Here is a 26,051-nt window from a genome sequence, read left to right as displayed (position 1 = left end):
ATGGATGACAACAGGCACTGCACTACATTGGGGCAATTGCTAACATCGGCGCACCCCGCGCAAGGCCACAAGCTACGCGGGGTCTTTTGTGCCCAACCACGTAGATTCAGGAATATCCCATGTCCCTTTTTTCCACCGTCGAAATGGCTCCCCGCGACCCCATTCTGGGGTTGACCGAACAGTATCAGGCCGACCCCAACCCCGCGAAAGTCAATCTCGGCGTGGGGGTGTACCTGGATGACGAAGGCAAGCTCCCGTTGTTGCAGTGCGTGCAGGCCGTCGAAAAATCGATGGAACCCAAGCCCCACGGCTATCTGCCCATCGACGGCATGCCTGCCTATTGCACCGCAGTCAAACACCTGGTTTTCGGGAAAGACAGCGACTCCGTGACCGGCGGGCGGGTGGCGACGATCCAAAGCCTCGGCGGAACAGGTGGGTTGAAGGTGGGGGCGGATTTTCTCCGCCAGCAATTCCCTGCTGCGCAAATTTTGATCTCCGACCCAAGCTGGGAAAACCACCGCGCGCTCTTCACCCGCGCTGGGTTCGCTGTCGGCACGTACCGCTACTACGACCCCGACACGCACGATGTGCGGTTCGGCGACATGCTCGAAGACTTGCGCGCTGCTCGCGAAGGCTCCATCGTGTTGTTGCACGCTTGCTGCCACAACCCCACTGGTTGTGATCTCGGCCCCGCCCAGTGGGACGAGGTCATCGGCATTCTGCGCAGCCGCAGGCTGGTACCGTTCCTCGACATGGCGTACCAAGGATTTAGCCAGGGGTTGCAGGAGGACGGTGCTGTCGTCGCGAAGTTCGCGCAGTCAGGGTTGTCTTTTCTGGTGTCCACCTCTTTTTCCAAGAGCTTCAGCTTGTATGGGGAGAGGGTGGGCGCGCTTAGCGTGGTGTGTGCCGATCGCGATGAAGCAGCGCGCGTGCTCAGCCAACTCAAAATCGCCATCCGCACGAACTACAGCAACCCGCCCACGCACGGCGCGGCCATTGTCACCAGCGTGCTGGGGCAGCCTGAGCTGACCGCGATGTGGGAGCGGGAACTGGGCGAGATGCGTTTGCGGATCCGCGCAATGCGGCAAAGGCTTGTGGAGGGACTGGCTGCCAGTGGTGTGGCGCGGGATATGCAATTCATCACCCGGCAAGTGGGAATGTTCAGCTATTCCGGGCTGAACAAGGAGCAGATGGTTCGTCTGCGCGGCGAATTTGGCATCTATGGCACTGACGCTGGACGGATTTGCGTTTCCGCCCTCAATGGCAAGAACATCGACTACGTCTGCGCATGTATGGCAAAGGTGATGTGACTGTTTCCCTGCTGACATCTCGCGTGCGCTGTGCGGTGGCTGTGGCCCTGTGCAGCGCATTTTTTTTGGGGATTACCGAAGCTGCTGCGGCGCCTTTGCGGCTTGCGCTGATTGAGGGGCTTAGCGGCCCCTTTAGCAACGCTGGGCAGGCTGTGTTGCGCAATCTGCAATGGGCGGTTGACCGTGTCAATGCCCAAGGTGGGGTGCAGATCGACGGGCAGCGTGTGCCTTTGCAGCTCGACCGTTATGACAGCAAGGGGCAAAGCGACGATGCGCTGACTGCACTGCGCGCTGCCATCGACCGGGGCACGCCCATCGTGCTGCAAGGAAATTCTTCGGCGGTCGCCGCAGCACTGGTCGATGCCATCGACAAGCACAATGACCGCGACCCGGCGCGGCGCGTGCTGTTTCTGAATTACTCGGCGGTTGACCCCGCGTTGACGAACGAGTCATGCAGTTTTTGGCATTTCCGTTTCGATGCGCATGCAGAGATGCGCATGGCGGCGCTGATGTCGGTGCTGCGCACGGATACCACGCTGCACAGCGTGTATGTGATCGGCCAGGACTACAGCTTCGGACGCGCCTTTGCACGCGAAGTCCGCGCCCAGCTTGCGCAGGTTCGCCCGGACGTTCGCATCGTCGGCGACGAGCTGCACCCGATTGGGCGCATTAAGGACTTTCTTCCCTATGCCACCAAAATTCTCGCCAGCGGAGCGCAGGCCGTGCTCACGGGGAATTGGGGCAATGATTTGACTTTGTTGATCAAGGCTGCCCGCGAAGTGGGATTTGCGGGAACGTTCTACACCTTTTATGGCAACGCCCTGGGCGTGCCCACTGCTGTGGGGGAGGCCGGTGTGGGCAAGGTGATCGCCGTGGCGGAATGGATGCCCAATGCCCAGGCGCCTGTTACTAGAGCCGGGGGTGCTCCCGCTGCGGATACCACGTCCTCCAGCGCAGCCATGTATCGCGCCTTTCGTCAGCGCTTTCCCCAGCCGGCTGACGATTATTTTCATTTGCGGATGCAAACGATGGTCGATTTGCTTGTGCAAGCCATCGATCAAGCGAGTACCTCAGTGGTGGAGAAACAGGAAAAAGGAAAGACTACAAAAGGGGGAGATATCCTCGCATGGGCACGTAATCTGGAACAAGTCCATACGAAGATAGACGGGCAACTTGCCGCAATGCGAGCCGATGATCACCAGTTCCAACAACCATTGGTCGTCGGTGTGATGGATAGACAGGGAACAAAAGGCGTGCGCTATGACGTCGAAGGTTCAGGATATGGATTTCGCGTATTACGCACCCTGCATGCTGCAGAAACCGAACGGCCTACGACGTGCAAAATGCGACGGCCTCATCAATGACAAAATCAATCACAAAATAAGATTTACACAAAATCGTCACGGCGTTGTTGTACCGCCTCACTGTACCGTCTTGTACTGTCTTTGTTTGTACGCCAAGCCTGGACAATGTGCGTGTGCGTAAGAACCTATTCCTCCGGCGCCACGCACACTGCTTCGGCTCGCCTGCCTACTGCAATAGGTTCTAAGTCCCAAAACAAAAAAGCCACGGAGCAAATGCCCGTGGCTTTTTTGTTGAAATAGTAGCCTGACGATGACCTACTTTCACGCGGGAATCCGCACTATCATTGGCGCGAAGGTGTTTCACGGTCCTGTTCGGGAAGGGAAGGGGTGGTACCACCAAGCTATGGTCGTCAGGCAAAACTTTTGCTCCCTTTATGGGGGAACCAATTTACGGAGATGATGATCTTGATTGTGTCTAGTCGAATTGGGTGATGGAAGACCTATCAAAGTTATAGGGTCAAGCCGAACGAGCCATTAGTATCGGTTAGCTGAAGCGCTTACACGCCTTACACACCCGACCTATCAACGTCCTAGTCTTGAACGGCTCTTCAGGCAGATCTCATCTTGGAACGAGTTTCCCGCTTAGATGCTTTCAGCGGTTATCTCTTCCACACTTAGCTACTCGGCTATGCCACTGGCGTGACAACCGATACACCAGAGGTGTGTCCACTCCGGTCCTCTCGTACTAGGAGCAGGCTTCCTCAAATCTGCAACGCCCACGGAAGATAGGGACCAAACTGTCTCACGACGTTTTAAACCCAGCTCACGTACCTCTTTAAATGGCGAACAGCCATACCCTTGGGACCTGCTACAGCCCCAGGATGAGATGAGCCGACATCGAGGTGCCAAACACCGCCGTCGATATGAACTCTTGGGCGGTATCAGCCTGTTATCCCCAGAGTACCTTTTATCCGTTGAGCGATGGCCTTTCCATACAGTACCACCGGATCACTATGTCCTGCTTTCGCACCTGCTCGACTTGTCAGTCTCGCAGTCAAGCACGCTTTTGCCATTGCACTATCGTCACGATTTCCGACCGTAACTAGCGTACCTTCGAACTCCTCCGTTACGCTTTGGGAGGAGACCGCCCCAGTCAAACTGCCTACCATGCACTGTCCCCAGTCCAGCTTATGGACCTAGGTTAGAACCTCAAACACACCAGGGTGGTATTTCAACGTTGGCTCCACAAGATCTAGCAACCTTGCATCTTAGCCTCCCACCTATCCTACACAGATCTGTTCAAAATCCAATACAAAGCTACAGTAAAGGTTCATGGGGTCTTTCCGTCTTTCCGCGGGGAGATTGCATCATCACAAACATTTCAATTTCGCTGAGTCTCTGGAGGAGACAGTGTGGCCATCGTTACGCCATTCGTGCAGGTCGGAACTTACCCGACAAGGAATTTCGCTACCTTAGGACCGTTATAGTTACGGCCGCCGTTTACTGGGACTTCAATCAAGAGCTTGCACCCCATCATTTAATCTTCCAGCACCGGGCAGGCGTCACACCCTATACGTCCACTTTCGTGTTTGCAGAGTGCTGTGTTTTTATTAAACAGTCGCAGCCACCATTTCTTTGCAACCCCTTCCAGCTCCATCCGCTAGGGACTTCACCTACTCAGGGCACACCTTATCCCGAAGTTACGGTGTCAATTTGCCGAGTTCCTTCTCCAGAGTTCTCTCAAGCGCCTAAGAATACTCATCTCGCGCACCAGTGTCGGTTTGCGGTACGGTCGCGTGTAGCTGAAGCTTAGTGGCTTTTCCTGGAAGCAGGGTATCACTCACTTCGGCAGCATGCTGCCTCGTTATCACCCCTCATCTATTCCGGGCGGATTTACCTACCCAGTACGACTACAGGCTTGAACCAACAATTCCAACTGTTGGCTGAGCTAACCTTCTCCGTCCCCACATCGCACTACACGTCGGTACAGGAATATTAACCTGTTTCCCATCAGCTACGCATCTCTGCCTCGCCTTAGGGGCCGACTCACTCTACGCCGATGAACGTTGCGTAGAAAACCTTGCGCTTTCGGCGAGGGGGCTTTTCACCCCCTTTAACGCTACTCATGTCAGCATTCGCACTTCTGATACCTCCAGCACGCCTCCCGACGCACCTTCACAGGCTTACAGAACGCTCTCCTACCACTCGCAATTCCTTGCGAATCCGCAGCTTCGGTAACTGGCTTAGCCCCGTTACATCTTCCGCGCAGAACGACTCGATCAGTGAGCTATTACGCTTTCTTTAAATGATGGCTGCTTCTAAGCCAACATCCTGACTGTTTTAGCCTTTCCACTTCGTTTCCCACTTAGCCAATTTTGGGGACCTTAGCTGGCGGTCTGGGTTGTTTCCCTCTTGAGTCCGGACGTTAGCACCCGGTGCTCTGTCTCCCAGGCTCTACTCGCTGGTATTCGGAGTTTGCATTGGTTTGGTAAGTCGCCATGACCCCCTAGCCAAAACAGCGCTCTACCCCCAGCGGTAATACCTGAGGCACTACCTAAATAGTTTTCGGAGAGAACCAGCTATTTCCAAGTTTGTTTAGCCTTTCACCCCTATCCACAGCTCATCCGCTAGTTTTGCAACACTAGTCGGTTCGAACCTCCAGTACCTGTTACAGCACTTTCATTCTGGCCATGGATAGATCACTTGGTTTCGGGTCTACACCCAGCGACTACAACTGAAAGTTTCCTTCCAATTACGCCCTATTCGGACTCGATTTCTCTTCGGCTTCCCTATGCGGTTAACCTCGCCACTGAATGTAAGTCGCTGACCCATTATACAAAAGGTACGCAGTCACCCTCTCGGGCTCCTACTTTTTGTAAGCATGCGGTTTCAGGTTCTATTTCACTCCCCTCCCGGGGTTCTTTTCACCTTTCCCTCACGGTACTTGTTCACTATCGGTCAATGATGAGTATTTAGCCTTGGAGGATGGTCCCCCCATCTTCAGACAGGATTTCACGTGTCCCGCCCTACTTGTCGCAAACTCAGTACCACGGTCTTCTTTTCGCATACGGGGCTATCACCCACTACGGCCGACCTTTCAAAATCGTTCTGCTAAAAAAACCGCTATCTCTTGCAGGCTTCTCCAATTTCGCTCGCCACTACTCTCGGAATCTCGGTTGATGTCTTTTCCTCGGGCTACTTAGATGTTTCAGTTCACCCGGTTCGCTTTCTTGCCCTATATATTCAGGCAAGAATACCCAAAAGGGTAGGTTCCCCCATTCGGAAATCTCCGGATCACAGCTCGTTGCCAGCTCCCCGAAGCTTATCGCAGGCTTCCACGTCCTTCATCGCCTATCATTGCCAAGGCATCCACCACATGCTCTTAATTACTTGACCCTATAACTTTGACGATCTTTCCGACCATCTCCGTCAGGTCACATCACTCTTCTTCGCCTCCCTGGTACTCTTCATACCAGAGCATGTCTCTTCAACATGTTTGTTCGACGCAATCAAGATCTCGTCACTAACTCCGTCATGCCTGGCTCGCGCCATACACAACCGCAATTAGCAACAATTTCATTCTCCATAAATTGTTAATGAACAGCCTACTAGCCTCTTCGGCTAGCATAATCTTTCCGCTTCACTTCATAACCATGAGCAAAACCATTCCAAAACCTTCTTCAAAAGCTTTGGAATGTTCGCCTCGGCATCGCCTTCTCTTTGCACTTGGTGGAGGTGACAGGACTCGAACCCGCTACCTACTGCATGCAAAGCAGCCGCTCTCCCAGTTGAGCTACACCCCCGCGTGTCCCGCCAAGTTCCTTTGTTCGCCCGTTCAACACTGGTGGGTCTGGTTGGTCTCGAACCAACGACCCCCGCCTTATCAAGACGGTGCTCTAACCAACTGAGCTACAGACCCGCTTGGCTTTCTCACCAATCCAGCACCGATGTCTCCAGCGCGGCTCTTCTCCCAATCAGCATTGCCGATCAGATTACAACCGATAAGTGTGGGTGTCTAGCGGTAACTTTCCAGAAAGGAGGTGATCCAGCCGCACCTTCCGATACGGCTACCTTGTTACGACTTCACCCCAGTCACGAACCCTGCCGTGGTAATCGCCCTCCTTGCGGTTAAGCTAACTACTTCTGGCAGAACCCGCTCCCATGGTGTGACGGGCGGTGTGTACAAGACCCGGGAACGTATTCACCGTGACATGCTGATCCACGATTACTAGCGATTCCGACTTCACGCAGTCGAGTTGCAGACTGCGATCCGGACTACGACTGACTTTATGGGGTTGGCTCCCTCTCGCGAGTTGGCATCCCTTTGTATCAGCCATTGTATGACGTGTGTAGCCCCACCTATAAGGGCCATGAGGACTTGACGTCATCCTCACCTTCCTCCGGCTTGTCACCGGCAGTCTCATTAGAGTGCCCAACTTAATGTAGCAACTAATGACAAGGGTTGCGCTCGTTGCGGGACTTAACCCAACATCTCACGACACGAGCTGACGACAGCCATGCAGCACCTGTGTTACAGCTCTCTTTCGAGCACTCCCACATCTCTGCAGGATTCTGTACATGTCAAAGGTGGGTAAGGTTTTTCGCGTTGCATCGAATTAAACCACATCATCCACCGCTTGTGCGGGTCCCCGTCAATTCCTTTGAGTTTCAACCTTGCGGCCGTACTCCCCAGGCGGTCAACTTCACGCGTTAGCTTCGTTACTGAGTCAGCTAAGACCCAACAACCAGTTGACATCGTTTAGGGCGTGGACTACCAGGGTATCTAATCCTGTTTGCTCCCCACGCTTTCGTGCATGAGCGTCAGTACAGGCCCAGGGGACTGCCTTCGCCATCGGTGTTCCTCCGCATATCTACGCATTTCACTGCTACATGCAGAATTCCATCCCCCTCTGCCGTACTCTAGCATCTGCAGTCACAAATGCAATTCCCAGGTTGAGCCCGGGGATTTCACATCCGTCTTACAGAACCGCCTGCGCACGCTTTACGCCCAGTAATTCCGATTAACGCTTGCACCCTACGTATTACCGCGGCTGCTGGCACGTAGTTAGCCGGTGCTTATTCTTACGGTACCGTCATTCGCCTCACGTATTAGGCAAGGCTGTTTCGCTCCGTACAAAAGCAGTTTACAACCCGAAGGCCTTCGTCCTGCACGCGGCATCGCTGGATCAGGCTTGCGCCCATTGTCCAAAATTCCCCACTGCTGCCTCCCGTAGGAGTCTGGACCGTCTCTCAGTTCCAGTGTGGCTGGTCGTCCTCTCAGACCAGCTACAGATCGTCGCCTTGGTAGGCCTTTACCCCACCAACTAGCTAATCTGATATCAGCCGCTCCAATCGCGCGAGGCCCTCTCAGGTCCCCCGCTTTCATCCTTAGATCTCATGCGGTATTAGCACAGCTTTCGCTGCGTTATCCCCCACGACTGGGCACGTTCCGATACTCTACTCACCCGTTCGCCACTCGTCAGCACCTTGCGGCCTGTTACCGTTCGACTTGCATGTGTAAGGCATGCCGCCAGCGTTCAATCTGAGCCAGGATCAAACTCTTCCGTTCTTTCCTTCGCTCACTCAAAGTCCTTTCTTGACTTCACAAGCTTCTTCTTCCGTGAGCATCTACCTTCTAGTTAACCTCTCAGCTAACCTTCCACTAAACACCCACACCTATCGGCTGTTGGTTGTTAATGATCAATAAACACGCTGCATTGCCACGATGGACTACTAGCGATTACGAAACAATAATGTAGCCTGACGATGACCTACTTTCACGCGGGAATCCGCACTATCATTGGCGCGAAGGTGTTTCACGGTCCTGTTCGGGAAGGGAAGGGGTGGTACCACCAAGCTATGGTCGTCAGGCAAAACTTTTGCTCCCTTTATGGGGGAACCAATTTACGGAGATGATGATCTTGATTGTGTCTAGTCAAATTGGGTGATGGCAGACCTATCAAAGTTATAGGGTCAAGCCGAACGAGCCATTAGTATCGGTTAGCTGAAGCGCTTACACGCCTTACACACCCGACCTATCAACGTCCTAGTCTTGAACGGCTCTTCAGGCAGATCTCATCTTGGAACGAGTTTCCCGCTTAGATGCTTTCAGCGGTTATCTCTTCCACACTTAGCTACTCGGCTATGCCACTGGCGTGACAACCGATACACCAGAGGTGTGTCCACTCCGGTCCTCTCGTACTAGGAGCAGGCTTCCTCAAATCTGCAACGCCCACGGAAGATAGGGACCAAACTGTCTCACGACGTTTTAAACCCAGCTCACGTACCTCTTTAAATGGCGAACAGCCATACCCTTGGGACCTGCTACAGCCCCAGGATGAGATGAGCCGACATCGAGGTGCCAAACACCGCCGTCGATATGAACTCTTGGGCGGTATCAGCCTGTTATCCCCAGAGTACCTTTTATCCGTTGAGCGATGGCCTTTCCATACAGTACCACCGGATCACTATGTCCTGCTTTCGCACCTGCTCGACTTGTCAGTCTCGCAGTCAAGCACGCTTTTGCCATTGCACTATCGTCACGATTTCCGACCGTAACTAGCGTACCTTCGAACTCCTCCGTTACGCTTTGGGAGGAGACCGCCCCAGTCAAACTGCCTACCATGCACTGTCCCCAGTCCAGCTTATGGACCTAGGTTAGAACCTCAAACACACCAGGGTGGTATTTCAACGTTGGCTCCACAAGATCTAGCAACCTTGCATCTTAGCCTCCCACCTATCCTACACAGATCTGTTCAAAATCCAATACAAAGCTACAGTAAAGGTTCATGGGGTCTTTCCGTCTTTCCGCGGGGAGATTGCATCATCACAAACATTTCAATTTCGCTGAGTCTCTGGAGGAGACAGTGTGGCCATCGTTACGCCATTCGTGCAGGTCGGAACTTACCCGACAAGGAATTTCGCTACCTTAGGACCGTTATAGTTACGGCCGCCGTTTACTGGGACTTCAATCAAGAGCTTGCACCCCATCATTTAATCTTCCAGCACCGGGCAGGCGTCACACCCTATACGTCCACTTTCGTGTTTGCAGAGTGCTGTGTTTTTATTAAACAGTCGCAGCCACCATTTCTTTGCAACCCCTTCCAGCTCCATCCGCTAGGGACTTCACCTACTCAGGGCACACCTTATCCCGAAGTTACGGTGTCAATTTGCCGAGTTCCTTCTCCAGAGTTCTCTCAAGCGCCTAAGAATACTCATCTCGCGCACCAGTGTCGGTTTGCGGTACGGTCGCGTGTAGCTGAAGCTTAGTGGCTTTTCCTGGAAGCAGGGTATCACTCACTTCGGCAGCATGCTGCCTCGTTATCACCCCTCATCTATTCCGGGCGGATTTACCTACCCAGTACGACTACAGGCTTGAACCAACAATTCCAACTGTTGGCTGAGCTAACCTTCTCCGTCCCCACATCGCACTACACGTCGGTACAGGAATATTAACCTGTTTCCCATCAGCTACGCATCTCTGCCTCGCCTTAGGGGCCGACTCACTCTACGCCGATGAACGTTGCGTAGAAAACCTTGCGCTTTCGGCGAGGGGGCTTTTCACCCCCTTTAACGCTACTCATGTCAGCATTCGCACTTCTGATACCTCCAGCACGCCTCCCGACGCACCTTCACAGGCTTACAGAACGCTCTCCTACCACTCGCAATTCCTTGCGAATCCGCAGCTTCGGTAACTGGCTTAGCCCCGTTACATCTTCCGCGCAGAACGACTCGATCAGTGAGCTATTACGCTTTCTTTAAATGATGGCTGCTTCTAAGCCAACATCCTGACTGTTTTAGCCTTTCCACTTCGTTTCCCACTTAGCCAATTTTGGGGACCTTAGCTGGCGGTCTGGGTTGTTTCCCTCTTGAGTCCGGACGTTAGCACCCGGTGCTCTGTCTCCCAGGCTCTACTCGCTGGTATTCGGAGTTTGCATTGGTTTGGTAAGTCGCCATGACCCCCTAGCCAAAACAGCGCTCTACCCCCAGCGGTAATACCTGAGGCACTACCTAAATAGTTTTCGGAGAGAACCAGCTATTTCCAAGTTTGTTTAGCCTTTCACCCCTATCCACAGCTCATCCGCTAGTTTTGCAACACTAGTCGGTTCGAACCTCCAGTACCTGTTACAGCACTTTCATTCTGGCCATGGATAGATCACTTGGTTTCGGGTCTACACCCAGCGACTACAACTGAAAGTTTCCTTCCAATTACGCCCTATTCGGACTCGATTTCTCTTCGGCTTCCCTATGCGGTTAACCTCGCCACTGAATGTAAGTCGCTGACCCATTATACAAAAGGTACGCAGTCACCCTCTCGGGCTCCTACTTTTTGTAAGCATGCGGTTTCAGGTTCTATTTCACTCCCCTCCCGGGGTTCTTTTCACCTTTCCCTCACGGTACTTGTTCACTATCGGTCAATGATGAGTATTTAGCCTTGGAGGATGGTCCCCCCATCTTCAGACAGGATTTCACGTGTCCCGCCCTACTTGTCGCAAACTCAGTACCACGGTCTTCTTTTCGCATACGGGGCTATCACCCACTACGGCCGACCTTTCAAAATCGTTCTGCTAAAAAAACCGCTATCTCTTGCAGGCTTCTCCAATTTCGCTCGCCACTACTCTCGGAATCTCGGTTGATGTCTTTTCCTCGGGCTACTTAGATGTTTCAGTTCACCCGGTTCGCTTTCTTGCCCTATATATTCAGGCAAGAATACCCAAAAGGGTAGGTTCCCCCATTCGGAAATCTCCGGATCACAGCTCGTTGCCAGCTCCCCGAAGCTTATCGCAGGCTTCCACGTCCTTCATCGCCTATCATTGCCAAGGCATCCACCACATGCTCTTAATTACTTGACCCTATAACTTTGACGATCTTTCCGACCATCTCCGTCAGGTCACATCACTCTTCTTCGCCTCCCTGGTACTCTTCATACCAGAGCATGTCTCTTCAACATGTTTGTTCGACGCAATCAAGATCTCGTCACTAACTCCGTCATGCCTGGCTCGCGCCATACACAACCGCAATTAGCAACAATTTCATTCTCCATAAATTGTTAATGAACAGCCTACTAGCCTCTTCGGCTAGCATAATCTTTCCGCTTCACTTCATAACCATGAGCAAAACCATTCCAAAACCTTCTTCAAAAGCTTTGGAATGTTCGCCTCGGCATCGCCTTCTCTTTGCACTTGGTGGAGGTGACAGGACTCGAACCCGCTACCTACTGCATGCAAAGCAGCCGCTCTCCCAGTTGAGCTACACCCCCGCGTGTCCCGCCAAGTTCCTTTGTTCGCCCGTTCAACACTGGTGGGTCTGGTTGGTCTCGAACCAACGACCCCCGCCTTATCAAGACGGTGCTCTAACCAACTGAGCTACAGACCCGCTTGGCTTTCTCACCAATCCAGCACCGATGTCTCCAGCGCGGCTCTTCTCCCAATCAGCATTGCCGATCAGATTACAACCGATAAGTGTGGGTGTCTAGCGGTAACTTTCCAGAAAGGAGGTGATCCAGCCGCACCTTCCGATACGGCTACCTTGTTACGACTTCACCCCAGTCACGAACCCTGCCGTGGTAATCGCCCTCCTTGCGGTTAAGCTAACTACTTCTGGCAGAACCCGCTCCCATGGTGTGACGGGCGGTGTGTACAAGACCCGGGAACGTATTCACCGTGACATGCTGATCCACGATTACTAGCGATTCCGACTTCACGCAGTCGAGTTGCAGACTGCGATCCGGACTACGACTGACTTTATGGGGTTGGCTCCCTCTCGCGAGTTGGCATCCCTTTGTATCAGCCATTGTATGACGTGTGTAGCCCCACCTATAAGGGCCATGAGGACTTGACGTCATCCTCACCTTCCTCCGGCTTGTCACCGGCAGTCTCATTAGAGTGCCCAACTTAATGTAGCAACTAATGACAAGGGTTGCGCTCGTTGCGGGACTTAACCCAACATCTCACGACACGAGCTGACGACAGCCATGCAGCACCTGTGTTACAGCTCTCTTTCGAGCACTCCCACATCTCTGCAGGATTCTGTACATGTCAAAGGTGGGTAAGGTTTTTCGCGTTGCATCGAATTAAACCACATCATCCACCGCTTGTGCGGGTCCCCGTCAATTCCTTTGAGTTTCAACCTTGCGGCCGTACTCCCCAGGCGGTCAACTTCACGCGTTAGCTTCGTTACTGAGTCAGCTAAGACCCAACAACCAGTTGACATCGTTTAGGGCGTGGACTACCAGGGTATCTAATCCTGTTTGCTCCCCACGCTTTCGTGCATGAGCGTCAGTACAGGCCCAGGGGACTGCCTTCGCCATCGGTGTTCCTCCGCATATCTACGCATTTCACTGCTACATGCAGAATTCCATCCCCCTCTGCCGTACTCTAGCATCTGCAGTCACAAATGCAATTCCCAGGTTGAGCCCGGGGATTTCACATCCGTCTTACAGAACCGCCTGCGCACGCTTTACGCCCAGTAATTCCGATTAACGCTTGCACCCTACGTATTACCGCGGCTGCTGGCACGTAGTTAGCCGGTGCTTATTCTTACGGTACCGTCATTCGCCTCACGTATTAGGCAAGGCTGTTTCGCTCCGTACAAAAGCAGTTTACAACCCGAAGGCCTTCGTCCTGCACGCGGCATCGCTGGATCAGGCTTGCGCCCATTGTCCAAAATTCCCCACTGCTGCCTCCCGTAGGAGTCTGGACCGTCTCTCAGTTCCAGTGTGGCTGGTCGTCCTCTCAGACCAGCTACAGATCGTCGCCTTGGTAGGCCTTTACCCCACCAACTAGCTAATCTGATATCAGCCGCTCCAATCGCGCGAGGCCCTCTCAGGTCCCCCGCTTTCATCCTTAGATCTCATGCGGTATTAGCACAGCTTTCGCTGCGTTATCCCCCACGACTGGGCACGTTCCGATACTCTACTCACCCGTTCGCCACTCGTCAGCACCTTGCGGCCTGTTACCGTTCGACTTGCATGTGTAAGGCATGCCGCCAGCGTTCAATCTGAGCCAGGATCAAACTCTTCCGTTCTTTCCTTCGCTCACTCAAAGTCCTTTCTTGACTTCACAAGCTTCTTCTTCCGTGAGCATCTACCTTCTAGTTAACCTCTCAGCTAACCTTCCACTAAACACCCACACCTATCGGCTGTTGGTTGTTAATGACCTTTATTCCCTCCGCCGCGATGAGCAGAGCTACGCACTGTAGCATGGTTCGGCGCGCCACTTTTTCAAACAGCCTGTTTTCGTCACGGAAGTTCGCCAATGCCGTTGCAGCTCCACTACATGCGCGAATCGCTTCCGTCCCATCCAGCACCTAATTTTTGGCCTTGATTCCTATCGGTGATTTTTTCCTTGCTTGCTGAATAAGGATTTGCAGCTCCTTTTTCTGTGGCAAATCATTGGGAAGACGAGGTAACAGTTTCTCCCACTTTTCCACCGCCATTGCGTACTGTGCTCGCTGATACGCAGCAACGCCAGCGATCATCAGCGCAATCGGATGCTGTGGGTCTATCCGAAGCGCCTGATGGATCAACGCCAGCGCCTGATCCCCCACCGCATTGCCTTCCATCACCACGAGCAGATCCGCGTAATCGACCAACCAGTCTGCCTCGGGATATGCCGTATTGACGGCGTGCGCGTAGGCGTGCTTTGCTTCAGCCCATCTGCCTGCTGCCTTGTGCGCCCTGGCGATGGCAGCCCACTGTGCGGCGTCTTCCCTAGTGTGTGGCGCATCGGTGTTCTTCGACGTTCCCGGCAATGCGTTCGGCAACGTCGACGGAGGTCCACCGTGGGTATCCACTGCATACCTCGATCGCAGCCACGCTGTGGCGCACAGTGCCCCGGCCACCACGGCACACACGCCGACAACGACCCAACGTGTCGACACCGATGTTGCCTGCTTTGGCACAGCATGCGGAGTGCTATCCCGCTCTCGCTCGTGGGCATGGTCGTACTTGCCATCGCTATCGCCGTCGACGGCGCCACGCGATGCACACCCCACTGTTCGGAAAAACCACACCATCACCCCCGCCACCATCAACCCCGGGCCTAGCCACAGCAGCCATGTCGCCGGTCGCCAAGGGGGGGCGTACAACACCCGATCCCCGTACCGGTCCACAAGGTATTCGCGAATCTGTTCGTCCGTCTTCGACGCTCGCAGCAACCGCCGTATTTCGTTGCGCAAATCGCGAGCCAGGTCGGCCTGCGAATCCGCCACAGACTCGTTCTGGCAAACCAGGCAGCGTAGCTCTTTGGCTATCTCATGCACTTGTCGTTCGATCGCGACCGCACTCGCCGCGTTCATAGCACCTGCATTCATGGCACTCATGTTCGTAGCACCCGGATTCAGTCCCCCCCCCGATTCATCCACCCTGCCCATGGCGGCCCACGCTCCACCGCAGCAGAGAAACCACATAGCGCAACCATACAGGCAGCAAGAAAACCAATGCTTCATAGTGTCAGTGCATCACCGGTTCCATACATCACCACGTCGATGCATCACTGCATCACTGCGTAAATGCCCCAGTGCGGGAGTGCATCAGGGTATGAATGAGCGGCAGCAGGGTGTTCTGCCATATTTCCTGCGTCAATGGCCCGGATTGGTGGTGACGAATCGTTCCCGATGCATCGATGACGAACGTCTCTGGCAAAGCCGTCAACCCCCATTGCAGGCCCATCGCCCCCGTCGGATCCGTCACCACCACGTCATAGGGATTCCCCGCCCGTTGGAGCCACAGCGCTCCCTGCGGATCCTTGTAATCAAGCCCGATGATCGACAGCCCCGTAGGCCGATCAGACTCCCGGTGCAACGTCCACATCAGCCAGTCATGATCCTGTCTGCACGCAGCGCACCACGATGCCCATGCATGCAAGACCCACACCTTGCCCAGCATGTCTTCGCTCCGCCATACGGCGGCAGACTGGCCCGCAGACTGCCACGCCGTCGCGGTCATCGGCGGAGCTTGGCGGCCTACCCACACCGATGGCGCCGGTTTGCCACCCCACTGCCACCCTATCCACGCCACCCCCACAAGCAGTACGAAAAACAGCAAGGGCGCCCAGCGCCATGCGATCCCCACCCATTTCCTGCTGACCACCCCACGAGTGCTCCAGGGTGGCTGATTCACGGCTTGTCTCCTGCATGAACGGTCCGCCACGTTCCCCACACGCTGCCCGCAGCCATCATCCAGCAGCCCAGCCAAATCCATGCCACAAAAGGTTGATACGCCACGCGAAGGACCCACGCCTGCCCGGCATCGACCTGTTCCCGCAACGCCACCACCACATCCCGCATCCCATTCCGGTCGATGGATGCTTCGGTCACGATCGAAGCAGCGCCTTCGTAGCCGTACCCTCTGCGTTCTGATCGCAATGCCACCGGTGCGCGGCCAGGCTCTTCCCAGACGAAATCCGCCGCGTACCCACGGTAATTGGGGCCGCTATGCCGTTCCCATTGCACGAACCGCAACACCCCTCCACCCATAGGCAGCGCGTCTCCCGCCCGCATCCGTACATCGTGCTCCTCCCCATACGTCCCGGACATCGTCATGCCGACCATGCTGACCACCACCCCGGCATGGGCAAGCTGCGCGCCGGTTCCCAGCGTCCACCTGCGCGACTTCCAGGCATGGACCATCGGCGTGGCGACGACCCACACCGCCAGCGTCATCACGCCTGCCACGACGGGCGTGGCACCTCCCGCCCACAAGCATCCCCATGAGAGCGCAGCGCCCAACGCCGGCCATCGCCAATTCCATGGGGTGGGGGTCTGCGTACCGGGCTGCATCACGGCACCAGGCACCATCAGCACGACGACGAGCGCCATCAACGGCGCCATCACCCGCTCGAAATACGGTGGGCCGACGGAGATTCGGCCCACCCCTAGCGCATCGAGCACCATGGGGTATAGCGTTCCCAACAGCACCGTTCCGGCAGCCACGCACAGCAGCAGCACCAAAGCCAGCAAAACGGCTTCTCTGCTTCGCCACGGCAGTACGCCATCAGGCGGTAGCCTGCCTGCACCCAGGCCATACAGGCCCAGAGCGCCCCCCACGACCAACGTCAACACCACCAGCAAGGCCATGCCGCGCCCCGGATCCATCGCAAAAGCGTGGACGGACATCAACACCCCGGATCGAACCAGAAAAGTGCCTAGCAACGTCGTCGCAAACGCCGCAATCGCAAGCAACACTGTCCACCGTGCCCCCTTTCCTGCACTTCGTGTCACCAGCAGGGAATGCAGCAACGCGGTACCCAGCAGCCAAGGCACCAGCGAGGCGTTTTCAACCGGATCCCAAAACCACCATCCTCCCCACCCCAATTCGGCATACGCCCACTGCGACCCCGTCGCAATCCCCAGCGTCAACCAAGCCCAGGCCCACAGCACCCATGGGCGCATCCCATCGGCCCAGGCTGTACCAGGCTGCGCGGAACGCAGTACTGCGATGGCCACGGCGAAAGGCACCGCAAGCCCTGCATATCCCAGATACAGCAGCGGGGGGTGCCAAGCCAGCAGAGGGTCTTGCAGCAACGGGTGCAAATCCATCCCTTCCGACACCGGGGCTGGCAAGGGGACGAAAGGGTTCGATCCGTACAGGATCAGCGCCACCAATGCAAAGACCAGCCAAGCCAGCACCCCCACCGTGCGCGCCAGCAGCATTGCAGCGTCCTTGCCTGCCATGTCTACACCATCACAACCAGCGGAACCCACGCAACCAGCACAGCCACGCCACGCAACCAGCGCCATCCATCCCGCCAGCAGCAGCGCCCACAGGAGCAGAGAGCCTTCATGCCCCCCCCAGGCTGCCGCCAGGCGATACGCCACGGGCAACCGCGAATGCGCGTGCTGCGCCACGTACGCCATCGAAAAATCGTTCGTGTAGAACGCGAACTCCAGCGTGATGAACGCCGCCAGTACGCTGGCCAACACCCCCCACGCAGCCCACCGCAACTGGCGCAGAGTCAGCAAAGCTCCTTGGCGCGACGATGCAGTACATCCCAGCGCCAACGCGCCGACAGCACCCAACACCACGCAAAACAGGCCTACGTCTGCAACCACATCGCTCCCTGCACCGCCGTTCCCTGCACCATCGTTCCCTCATGCCCCCTGCATCGGCCGATCGACCACCGCAGCGCCGAAGACCTGTTCGCGCAAGATGAACAGCCGATCCCGCACGGCTGCAGCCTCTTCAAACTCCAGGTTCCGCGCGTGCTCGACCATCTGTTTTTCCAGCCGTTTGATTTCCCGTGCAACGTCGCTGGCGCTCATTTCCTTCGCCTGCTTGCGCTGCGCCTGTTGACGGTCACGCTGCTGCGCGGCCTGCTGGGCTTTTTCGCTATACACCCCATCGATGAGGTCGCGCACCTCCTTGACGATGGAGCGCGGCGTGATGCCGTTCGCTGCGTTGAACGCCATCTGCTTGGTGCGCCTGCGCTGTGTTTCGTCCATCGCACGCCGCATCGAATCGGTCACCCGGTCTGCGTACAGGATCGCACGCCCGGATCGATTGCGCGCCGCCCGCCCGATCGTCTGGATCAGCGAACGCTCTGACCGCAAAAAGCCTTCCTTGTCGGCATCGAAGATCGCCACCAGGGAAACCTCGGGAATGTCCAGTCCCTCGCGCAACAGATTGATCCCCACCAGCACGTCGAACACCCCCAGGCGCAAATCCCTGATGATTTCGACGCGCTCGACCGTGTCGATGTCGCTATGGAGGTACCGCACTTTCACCCCGTTTTCGGTGAGGTAATCGGTGAGCTGCTCTGCCATACGCTTGGTCAGGGTGGTGATCAACACCCGCTCCTGAGAGTCCACGCACCGGCGAATCTCCCCGAGTACATCGTCCACCTGCGAGGAAGCTGGCCGCACCACGACCTCTGGATCGACCAGCCCCGTGGGCCGCACAACCTGTTCGACGATCTGCCCGGCATGGTCGCGCTCCCACTGCGCCGGCGTCGCGGAGACGAGGATGGCCTGCCGCATCCGCGACTGGAATTCCTCGAATTTCAAGGGTCTGTTGTCCATCGCGCTCGGGAGGCGGAATCCGTACTCGACCAGCGTTGCCTTGCGTGCCCGATCGCCGTTGTACATCCCGCCGAACTGCCCGATGAGCACGTGGCTTTCGTCGAGGAACATCAGCGCATCCTTCGGCAAATAGTCGATGAGCGTGGCAGGCGGTTCGCCGGGGGCAGTGCCACTCAAATGCCTGCTGTAGTTTTCGATGCCTTTGCAGTGCCCGACTTCGACGAGCATTTCCAGGTCGAAGCGCGTGCGTTGCTCAATGCGTTGCGCCTCCACCAGCTTGCCTAGCGCCACGAACTCCTTTGCGCGCTGCGCCAACTCGACCTTGATCGTCTCGACCGCAGCGAGCACTTGCTCACGCGGGGTCACGTAGTGGCTGCTGGGGTACACGGTGAATCGCGTAGTCTTCTGCCGCAAATGACCGGTCAGGGGGTCGAAGAACTGCAAGCTCTCGATTTCATCGTCCCACAGCCCAAGCCGGATGGCCAGCTCGCTGTGCTCGGCAGGGAAGATGTCGATCGTCTCCCCACGCACGCGAAACGTTCCCCGCCCGAAATCCATATCGTTGCGCGTGTACTGCATCCGCACGAGCTGCGCGAGGATGTCCCGCTGCGGCATGCGATCCCCGCAACGCAGCGTCATGATCATCTGGTGGTACGACTCCGGCGCGCCGATCCCATAGATTGCCGACACCGAGGCCACGATCACGACATCGCGCCGCTCCAGCAAGCTCTTGGTGCAGGACAACCGCATCTGCTCGATCTGGCTATTGATGGCAGAGTCTTTCTCGATGAACAGATCGCGTTGGGGCACATAGGCTTCCGGCTGGTAGTAGTCGTAGTAGCTCACGAAATACTCGACCGCATTGCGGGGAAAAAATTCGCGGAACTCCGCATACAACTGCGCCGCCAGCGTTTTGTTCGGCGCAAACACAATCGCCGGGCGCCCCAGCCTGGCGATGACGTTGGCCATGGTGAACGTCTTGCCCGACCCCGTCACCCCCAGCAATACCTGGTATGCCTCCCCGTGATGCACCCCGGCGACCAGTTGCTCGATAGCCGCAGGCTGGTCTCCAGCAGGCGGGTAGGGCTGGTACAGCGCGAAAGGGGATTCCGGAAACGACACGAAAACCCCGCCCGAAGGCAGCGGTGGGGAAGCAGACATCGTGGGTAGAGGAGAGAAAACCGGTACTCAGGCCGGTGCCGTCTCCACGCGGTTACGCCCGTTCGACTTGGCGCAATACAGCGCTTCGTCCGCATGGCGAAGCAAATCGTCCGCAGACAGTGCCGCTACGGGGACCAGAGAAGCCACGCCCACGCTGACCGTAACCACCCCGAACGGGGTAGCGGGGTGGGGCAACGCCAGCGCAGCAACGGCGCGACACAGCTCCTCACCCAGCGTATACGCTTGCTGCCCGTCCAGGTTGGCTGCGACGATCACAAACTCTTCTCCCCCATAACGAGCCACGGTATCGGCGGGACGCCGCGCCTTGTTTTGCATCGCCTGCGCCACCCGCACTAGGCAATCGTCGCCAGCCAGATGCCCAAGTTCATCGTTGTATTTCTTGAAAAAATCCACGTCGATCATCAAGATCGACAAAGGGTGCCGTTCGCGCCGGGCGCGCGCCCATTCCGACACCACCACCTCGTCGAATCGGCGCCGGTTTGCCACTCCCGTCAACCCGTCAGTCACGGCCAATGCAGCCAGCTTGCGATTGGCCTGCCGCAATTCTTCCTCCATACGACGACGGTCGGAGATGTCAGCGATGCCCGCCATCAGCACAGGCTCCCCACGGAAAGTCGTCGGCACGACCGAAATCATCCCCCACAGCGTCGTACCGTCCACACGCCGAAGCAAGGCCTCGAAATGGGCGACAAAGCCTTTTTGCGACAACTCAGCAAGCAAACGCATGCGATCCTGGGGGTCGGCATAAAACTCTCCGACGAAAAACCCATCAAAGTCCTGCCCACACATCGCGCGCGCCTGCCGGTTGGCAAACAACACCCTGCTATCGCTACGACGAATCATCACGACCGGCACGGGCATGTTGTCGACAACCACCCGCAACCATTCCTCGCTCTCGCGCAACGCCTGCGCAGCGGCCCGTTCCTCTCCAAGCTGCCCGGCTTCGCGGGCATGGCGGCGAAAGACTTCCGCCGCTCTGGCGATATCGCCAATGTCGTCGGGTCGATCCACCCCCGAAAACTGCACATCTTGGCTGCCCTGCGCCAATTGCAGCAGGGTATGCGTGACCTCCCGCAAGGGCGTCGTAACCCTGCGCACACTCCAGACGATGGCGATCGATAGCGCGAGCACCATGGCGACCGTTCCGTACAGGCTCAATTGCACGCTGTGTCGCACGTCGCGATCCGCAGCTTCCGCAGAAAACCCGATGCGCACAGTCCCTACCGGGATGTCCTCGCGTCCTTGCCGAAAAAAAACCATGCGATCTACCTGCATCGCAGCAGGCATCTGGGCATCACGAAGCTGTCCAAAAATTTTCCCGTCTTCCCCCATCACCGTGGCCCAAACGATGTCGGGGTCGCCGCCCATCGCCTTGACAAGGATGGCAACGCCCTCCCGGTCGTAATCGAACAGAAGCCGGGACATCGCCACCGCCTGCACATCAGCCATTCGCTCGGCTTTCTGCTGCAGGACAGCCATCCTGTCGATGCGCAACGCCCAGATGCGATGGGTCTCCGCAGCCACGACGACAACAGCCATCGCTACAAGGGCTACCAACAATACCCTCGCTTCCAGGGAACGAGGAAAGCGACGGTAGAAATTCACAGCGCCATCTCTTCGCGAGTCCACGCTTCCAGGCGCCGTTCCTTGCGCAAGTCTTGCAAAACGGCTTCCAGCCGTTCGAGCAAGGTTTGTGCCTTGGCCGACGAACCATCCAGTTGGCGTGCAAGCACGACAAAGTAGTCTTTCTCCGAGACCGGCTTGGGCAGTATCTCTACCTTGTCACCCAGGCCCATATCCCGGATCAACAGCTTCGCAGCGGCATCCTCGATCACCGCAGTCCCCACCCGGCCGGCCACCAGCTTTTCCAGATTCTGGCGATCCTGGAGCGCGCCGTCGTCGACCGCCAACCCTTGCTTACGCAAGTCCCTGCCGACGTTGTAACCGCGAGGAATGGCGAGAGGGGCAGGCAAGGCAGCCAAGCTGGCCCCATCCCAGACTGTCCCTTTGCGAACGACAGCCATGTACGCCACGCGCTGCAACGGCGTCTTGGGATACAGCACCCGCGCCGCACGCTCCTCGTTGTACGAAGCCGAAAAAATCGCTTGGTACCTGCCCTTGGCCAGCTCGTTCCAGCAGCGTTCCCACGCCACGCTTTCCACTTGCGGTTCCATCCCGAGGCGCCGAAAGGCTTCGACGACCAAGCCCGTATGCACACCGCGCACCACCCCATCCCGGGTGTACTGGTACGGCGGCCATTCGGTAACGCACACCCGCAATGGCTGCGCATACACCGCCGCGCAGCACAGACTGCCCAGCACCATCCACAGTATCCGCAGCCTCATCTTGGCCTCCCGACCATTCCTGTCGCCGCAGCGAAAACCATCGCGACTTCCGGCGCTCCCACACCATGCATCCGCCGGGATAGGCTTTTGAACCTATTCCAGTAGGGGCTGCACCATCGCATTGCACGCGGCGGCGGTGCTCGGAATCCTCATGTACCGTAAGTACATTCCGGTTCCTGCGCTCCGGCGCCACGCACACTGCTTCGGCTCGCCTGCCTACTGAAATTGGTTCTTACCGGCGCGGCAACTGCCGCAATGCGTTGAGGTGATGAAGCAGTCGCTCCGCCGAGACCTCCAGCGTCAACAAATACGCATCGACGCGGGCACGAAAGTACCGCCAAAAAATCAGCGAGGGAATCGCAATCAACAACCCGAAGGCCGTGTTGTAGAGCGCGACGGAAATGCCATGCGCCAACTGCGCCGGGTTTCCCCCCACGCCCGCACCGGGCCCCTGGGAACCAAACAGTTCGATCATCCCGACGACAGTACCGAACAGCCCCATCAGAGGTGCTGCGGAAGCGATGGTTGCCAGCGCAGTCAGGTTCCTTTCCAGCCGATGGGCAACGATCCGGCCCGTGCTCTCGACGCGGGAGCGCAACTCGTCCTCGCTGCACTTGGGGTCTGCATTCAGGGTGCGCAGCCCGCTGGCCAGTACTTCCCCCAACGCAGAATTCCGTTCGAGCTGGGTAACCACATCGGGACTGGGAACGCTGGTCCGCGCAAAACTCAGCACCTCGTTGAGCAGGCTCGCGGGGGCCACTTTCGCCGGGCGCAAGCACAAAAATCTATCGATGATCAGCGCCACAGCCCAGACCGAACAGGCAACGAGAGGCCATACAGGCCAACCGGCCGCTTGCACCACGGCAAACAAATTCACACTGCACTCCCGAAAACAATACAAATGATTATCAATCGTCCACAACCCGAAAGCGCAGGGATGTTTGGGTGAGAAAGCAATGCGAGATTTGCGCGCACTCTATTAGCCTACAAAAAGCACCGGGCGGCGCCCATGGTTGTTCCTGCGGATGCAATACCCTGGCTCCCCGAAAATGGAATTCGGCAAGCTGATAATGCGCCGTCGTTTACAGGGTTCGCTCCACGTAATGACCAAGCTACCAAGCTGTCAGCCCATTGCAAGATCGGTGACGAAGCATGTGCCGTCTTTGCCTGGGTCATCACTTCTCGCTTTCGATGTCAAAGGCCCGACAGGCACCTAGGAATCGGTACCGATGTTGACACATAGCCTACAAGCCAAATTCATCTGGCCGGTTTCGTTGCTTGTCGTGGTGGTCACGCTGACCCTCGTTGCTGCCATTTCGCTGCGCAATAGTCGCAGCATCGAACTTTCCGCCCAGACCGCCAGCCGCGAAAACCTTGCCAGCGTCGGTCAGCTCCTGTCTGTGACGGACGCGATCCTCATGGAGCGCGTCAAAGGCTCGATGCGCCTGCTACTCGAACGGGGACAAGCCCTCGGCCCAGCGCGACGCGGCCCGCTCGTGCAAGTCGACGGACGCCAAGTGCCCGACATCCTGTTGGGCGGGCACGCGCAAGCCTTTCACTTTGGCCTCGTCGATGGCGTCACGGCATCCCAGGGTGGAACGGCGACCTTGTTTTCCCGCGATGGCGACCAGTTCGTTCGCATCAGCACCAACGTGCGCAAGGACGGAAAGCGCGCCGTCGGCACGCTGCTCGACCCCCACGGTCAAGCCATCCGTTCGATCTGGGAAGGGCGCCCTTTTTACGGCCAGGTCGACATCCTCGGCACGCCGTTCCTGACTGCTTACGAACCCATGCGCGACGCAAGCGGGGAAATCATAGGAATTTGGTACGTGGGGTACCCCGTCCATTTGCAGGCACTGCGCGAATCCATCGCACGCAGCCGCATCCTCACCAGAGGGTTTATCGTCCTGCTCGATGGCAAAGGCGCCGTGCGATTCCATTCCGGCAACGTCACCCCAGAAGTAGCGGCGAGCGTGACCGAAGGCACCGCGCGGGGCTGGGTCATCAGCAAGGAATCCTTTGCACCGTGGGGTTTTCAAATGGTCGCTGCCTACCCCAACGATGAAGTACTCCATATCGTTCGCCAAGAAGTGTTTGCCGTGGCGATGTTCGGCTTGGCCTTCGGCAGTCTGCTCATTGGTTTGCTGATCTGGCTTGCGCGTTCCCTCGTCATCGCACCGCTGCGAGAGGTCGTCGCCGTTGCAGAGGCCATCGCCCAAGGGAACCTCACAGACCCCATAGCCAGCCGCCGCAAGGACGAGATCGGTGTATTGCTGGCTGCGCTTAACCACATGCGCATCTCCTTGCTACAGATGATCGACAAGATCACTGCCCACGCCGAAAGCATCGGCAAACTCAAAGACACGGCGATCCAACACCTGCGCAAACAGGATCAGCTCAAATCCGGGTTCCTGTCTTCGGTTTCTCACGAATTGCGCACCCCGCTGACCTCGATCCGGGGGTTTGCCCACCTTGTGGAAAGAGAGTTCTCGCGCAGCTTCGCCCCCCTCGCAGCCCATGACCCCACGTTGGAGAAGAAAGCCGGGCGCATTCGGGAAAACCTCGACGTGATCCTCAAAGAGTCGGATCGCCTGACCAGGCTGATCAACGACGTGCTCGACCTCGCCAAGATCGAGGCAGGCCGCGTCGACTGGAGAGACGTCACCGTAGACGTCGGCCGCCTGGTTCGCGACGCATCCAAGGCCGCCCAGGGCGCATTCAACCTCAATCCGCACGTGGAACTGCTCGTCGATGTGCAGGAAGGGCTGCCTACCTTGATCGGGGACGTGGATCGTCTGCTGCAGGTGCTGGTCAACCTGCTCAACAACGCGGGCAAATTCACCGTCGAAGGCCAGGTGGTGATCTCGGCCCGGCTCGCCGAAGACGAATGCATACGCATCGAGGTTCGCGACACCGGCATTGGGTTCCCGCCGGAAGATGCCGAATCCATCTTCGACAAATTCCAGCAAGCCCGGCAAGGCGATACCCTCGTCGATCGTCCTAAAGGCACTGGCCTGGGCCTGGCCATTGCGCGGGAGATCGTCGAACGCCACGGCGGGAAGATCTGGGCGACTTCCCAGCCTGGATCGGGCAGCGTATTCACCATCTCCCTCCCGGTGAAAACGCCTCCAACCGCCGCGAACATTGCAGCGCAGGAATGCCCACTACCCTTACCTCCTGCCCATTACAACCGCACTCCACCACAGCGCAGCGATGCCACGCGCCCGCGTGTGCTCGTCGTCGACGACGATCCTGCTGTGCGTGAATACCTCAGCCAACTGCTGCAGGAGCACGACTACGAAGTGCTGGCCGTTGCCGATGGACAGGCATCCGTGCGCGCTGCACAAGACTTTTTGCCCCACCTCATCACCATGGATTTGGCCATGCCGGGGATGGACGGCCGCACGGCCATTGCCCGCCTGCGCGCCGACCCCCGCACCCGCCGCATCCCCGTGATGGTGCTGTCCGCCCTCCCGGATCTGGACAGCGCCGGGGGAACCATCTCGATGGGCAAGCCACTCAACGAAAAAGCCTTTCTCAAGAATATCGAATGCCTGTTGGGGCGCGCGGCGATTGCCGAGCAAAAGCAAATGCGCTTTCTGGTGCTGTACGACAAGCAACGCGACAAGACCGTGCAGCCCAATAACCTTCCCACCTTGTGCGAATGGGACTACTGCCCGCTGGAGGAGCTGGAGCAACGCATCCAGTCCGATTTCGACGGCGTGCTGCTGATTCCCAGCGATTTGCTCGACAAGATCGACGTGCATAAGCTGCAATCCTTTTCTTCCCTCAAAACTATGGTCGTCCCGGCATAGTTCGGACTTACGCAAAACTGCCCCAGCATCGTTCGCCCCCTTGCCGTACTGCTTTGTGCTGTCTGCGTGGGGCTGTCT

10 protein-coding genes, 4 tRNA genes and 6 rRNA genes are annotated in these 26,051 nt (G+C 57.1%); 3 read left to right on the top strand and 17 right to left on the bottom strand.

What is annotated here, in order from left to right; all coding sequences use genetic code 11:
• Nucleotides 1-119 precede the first annotated feature (119 nt).
• The gene (locus tag CENROD_RS09240; protein ID WP_022775051.1) at nucleotides 120-1,310 is read left to right on the top strand and encodes an amino acid aminotransferase; all 1,191 of its coding nucleotides are present in this window, start codon (nucleotides 120-122) and stop codon (nucleotides 1,308-1,310) included.
• On the top strand, nucleotides 1,307-2,674 hold the full coding sequence (locus CENROD_RS09235) for a branched-chain amino acid ABC transporter substrate-binding protein (RefSeq protein WP_420795868.1): 1,368 nt from the start codon (nucleotides 1,307-1,309) through the stop codon (nucleotides 2,672-2,674). Before CENROD_RS09240 ends, CENROD_RS09235 begins: the two co-directional genes overlap by 4 nt.
• Nucleotides 2,675-2,916: 242 nt before the next feature.
• Here the strand turns inward: CENROD_RS09235 and rrf (CENROD_RS09230) are convergent.
• From rrf (CENROD_RS09230) to CENROD_RS09150, 17 genes are all read right to left on the bottom strand, one after another.
• Nucleotides 2,917-3,029 (bottom strand): 5S ribosomal RNA (gene rrf, locus CENROD_RS09230).
• A gap of 98 nt (nucleotides 3,030-3,127) precedes the next feature.
• Nucleotides 3,128-6,010, bottom strand: a 23S ribosomal RNA gene (locus CENROD_RS09225).
• A gap of 331 nt (nucleotides 6,011-6,341) precedes the next feature.
• Nucleotides 6,342-6,417 (bottom strand) — tRNA-Ala (locus CENROD_RS09220).
• A 39-nt stretch (nucleotides 6,418-6,456) separates the two neighbouring features.
• Nucleotides 6,457-6,533, bottom strand: a tRNA-Ile gene (locus CENROD_RS09215).
• 114 nt (nucleotides 6,534-6,647) lie between these two features.
• Nucleotides 6,648-8,183, bottom strand: a 16S ribosomal RNA gene (locus tag CENROD_RS09210).
• A 189-nt stretch (nucleotides 8,184-8,372) separates the two neighbouring features.
• Nucleotides 8,373-8,485, bottom strand: a 5S ribosomal RNA gene (rrf, locus tag CENROD_RS09205).
• Nucleotides 8,486-8,583: 98 nt separating this feature from the next.
• Nucleotides 8,584-11,466: ribosomal RNA gene (locus tag CENROD_RS09200) — 23S ribosomal RNA — on the bottom strand.
• A gap of 331 nt (nucleotides 11,467-11,797) precedes the next feature.
• A tRNA-Ala gene (locus CENROD_RS09195) sits at nucleotides 11,798-11,873 on the bottom strand.
• Between the two features lie 39 nt (nucleotides 11,874-11,912).
• Nucleotides 11,913-11,989: transfer RNA gene (locus CENROD_RS09190), tRNA-Ile, on the bottom strand.
• 114 nt (nucleotides 11,990-12,103) lie between these two features.
• A 16S ribosomal RNA gene (locus CENROD_RS09185) occupies nucleotides 12,104-13,639 on the bottom strand.
• Together the 16S, 23S and 5S rRNA genes with 4 tRNA genes alongside form the textbook arrangement of a ribosomal RNA operon.
• Nucleotides 13,640-13,921: 282 nt before the next feature.
• The gene (locus CENROD_RS12605) at nucleotides 13,922-14,926 is read right to left on the bottom strand and encodes a cytochrome c-type biogenesis protein CcmH (RefSeq protein WP_238551773.1); all 1,005 of its coding nucleotides are present in this window, start codon (nucleotides 14,924-14,926) and stop codon (nucleotides 13,922-13,924) included.
• Between the two features lie 187 nt (nucleotides 14,927-15,113).
• Nucleotides 15,114-15,734, bottom strand: coding sequence for a redoxin family protein (locus CENROD_RS09175; RefSeq protein WP_187292294.1), 621 nt, complete (start codon nucleotides 15,732-15,734; stop codon nucleotides 15,114-15,116).
• Nucleotides 15,731-17,665 (bottom strand): heme lyase CcmF/NrfE family subunit, encoded by a 1,935-nt coding sequence (locus tag CENROD_RS09170; protein ID WP_081699865.1) that lies wholly within the window; start codon nucleotides 17,663-17,665, stop codon nucleotides 15,731-15,733. Before CENROD_RS09170 ends, CENROD_RS09175 begins: the two co-directional genes overlap by 4 nt.
• A gap of 39 nt (nucleotides 17,666-17,704) precedes the next feature.
• On the bottom strand, nucleotides 17,705-19,792 hold the full coding sequence (gene uvrB / locus CENROD_RS09165) for an excinuclease ABC subunit UvrB (RefSeq protein WP_022775027.1): 2,088 nt from the start codon (nucleotides 19,790-19,792) through the stop codon (nucleotides 17,705-17,707).
• 27 nt (nucleotides 19,793-19,819) lie between these two features.
• Entirely contained in the window at nucleotides 19,820-21,352 is a 1,533-nt protein-coding gene (locus CENROD_RS12600; protein ID WP_022775023.1) for a sensor domain-containing diguanylate cyclase, read from the bottom strand.
• A 62-nt stretch (nucleotides 21,353-21,414) separates the two neighbouring features.
• Nucleotides 21,415-22,158 carry a substrate-binding periplasmic protein gene (locus CENROD_RS09155; protein WP_041193476.1) on the bottom strand — a complete coding sequence of 248 codons (744 nt, stop codon included), beginning with the start codon at nucleotides 22,156-22,158 and terminating at the stop codon, nucleotides 21,415-21,417.
• A gap of 232 nt (nucleotides 22,159-22,390) precedes the next feature.
• Nucleotides 22,391-23,029, bottom strand: a complete 639-nt coding sequence (locus CENROD_RS09150) for a MotA/TolQ/ExbB proton channel family protein (protein ID WP_041194521.1) — start codon at nucleotides 23,027-23,029, stop codon at nucleotides 22,391-22,393.
• 358 nt (nucleotides 23,030-23,387) lie between these two features.
• Here CENROD_RS09150 and CENROD_RS12595 point away from each other — a divergent pair, with 358 nt between their 5' ends.
• Nucleotides 23,388-25,973, top strand: a complete 2,586-nt coding sequence (locus CENROD_RS12595) for a Cache 3/Cache 2 fusion domain-containing protein (RefSeq protein WP_022775012.1) — start codon at nucleotides 23,388-23,390, stop codon at nucleotides 25,971-25,973.
• Nucleotides 25,974-26,051: the final 78 nt, after the last annotated feature.

Origin of the sequence: Candidatus Symbiobacter mobilis CR (assembly GCF_000477435.1) — a bacterium.
Lineage (GTDB): Bacteria > Pseudomonadota > Gammaproteobacteria > Burkholderiales > Burkholderiaceae_C > Rhodoferax > Rhodoferax mobilis.
This window is presented reverse-complemented; position numbering and strand designations above follow the sequence as displayed.

What these genes read in the sequence shown, in the direction of transcription:
- CENROD_RS12595 (WP_022775012.1), top strand. Translation starts at nt 23,388, where the DNA reads ATGTTGACACATAGCCTACAAGCCAAATTCATCTGGCCGGTTTCGTTG.
- CENROD_RS12600 (WP_022775023.1), bottom strand. Translation starts at nt 21,352, where the DNA reads ATGGCTGTTGTCGTCGTGGCTGCGGAGACCCATCGCATCTGGGCGTTG.
- CENROD_RS09240 (WP_022775051.1), top strand. Translation starts at nt 120, where the DNA reads ATGTCCCTTTTTTCCACCGTCGAAATGGCTCCCCGCGACCCCATTCTG.
- CENROD_RS09155 (WP_041193476.1), bottom strand. Translation starts at nt 22,158, where the DNA reads ATGAGGCTGCGGATACTGTGGATGGTGCTGGGCAGTCTGTGCTGCGCG.
- CENROD_RS12605 (WP_238551773.1), bottom strand. Translation starts at nt 14,926, where the DNA reads ATGAATGCAGGTGCTATGAACGCGGCGAGTGCGGTCGCGATCGAACGA.
- uvrB (WP_022775027.1), bottom strand. Translation starts at nt 19,792, where the DNA reads ATGTCTGCTTCCCCACCGCTGCCTTCGGGCGGGGTTTTCGTGTCGTTT.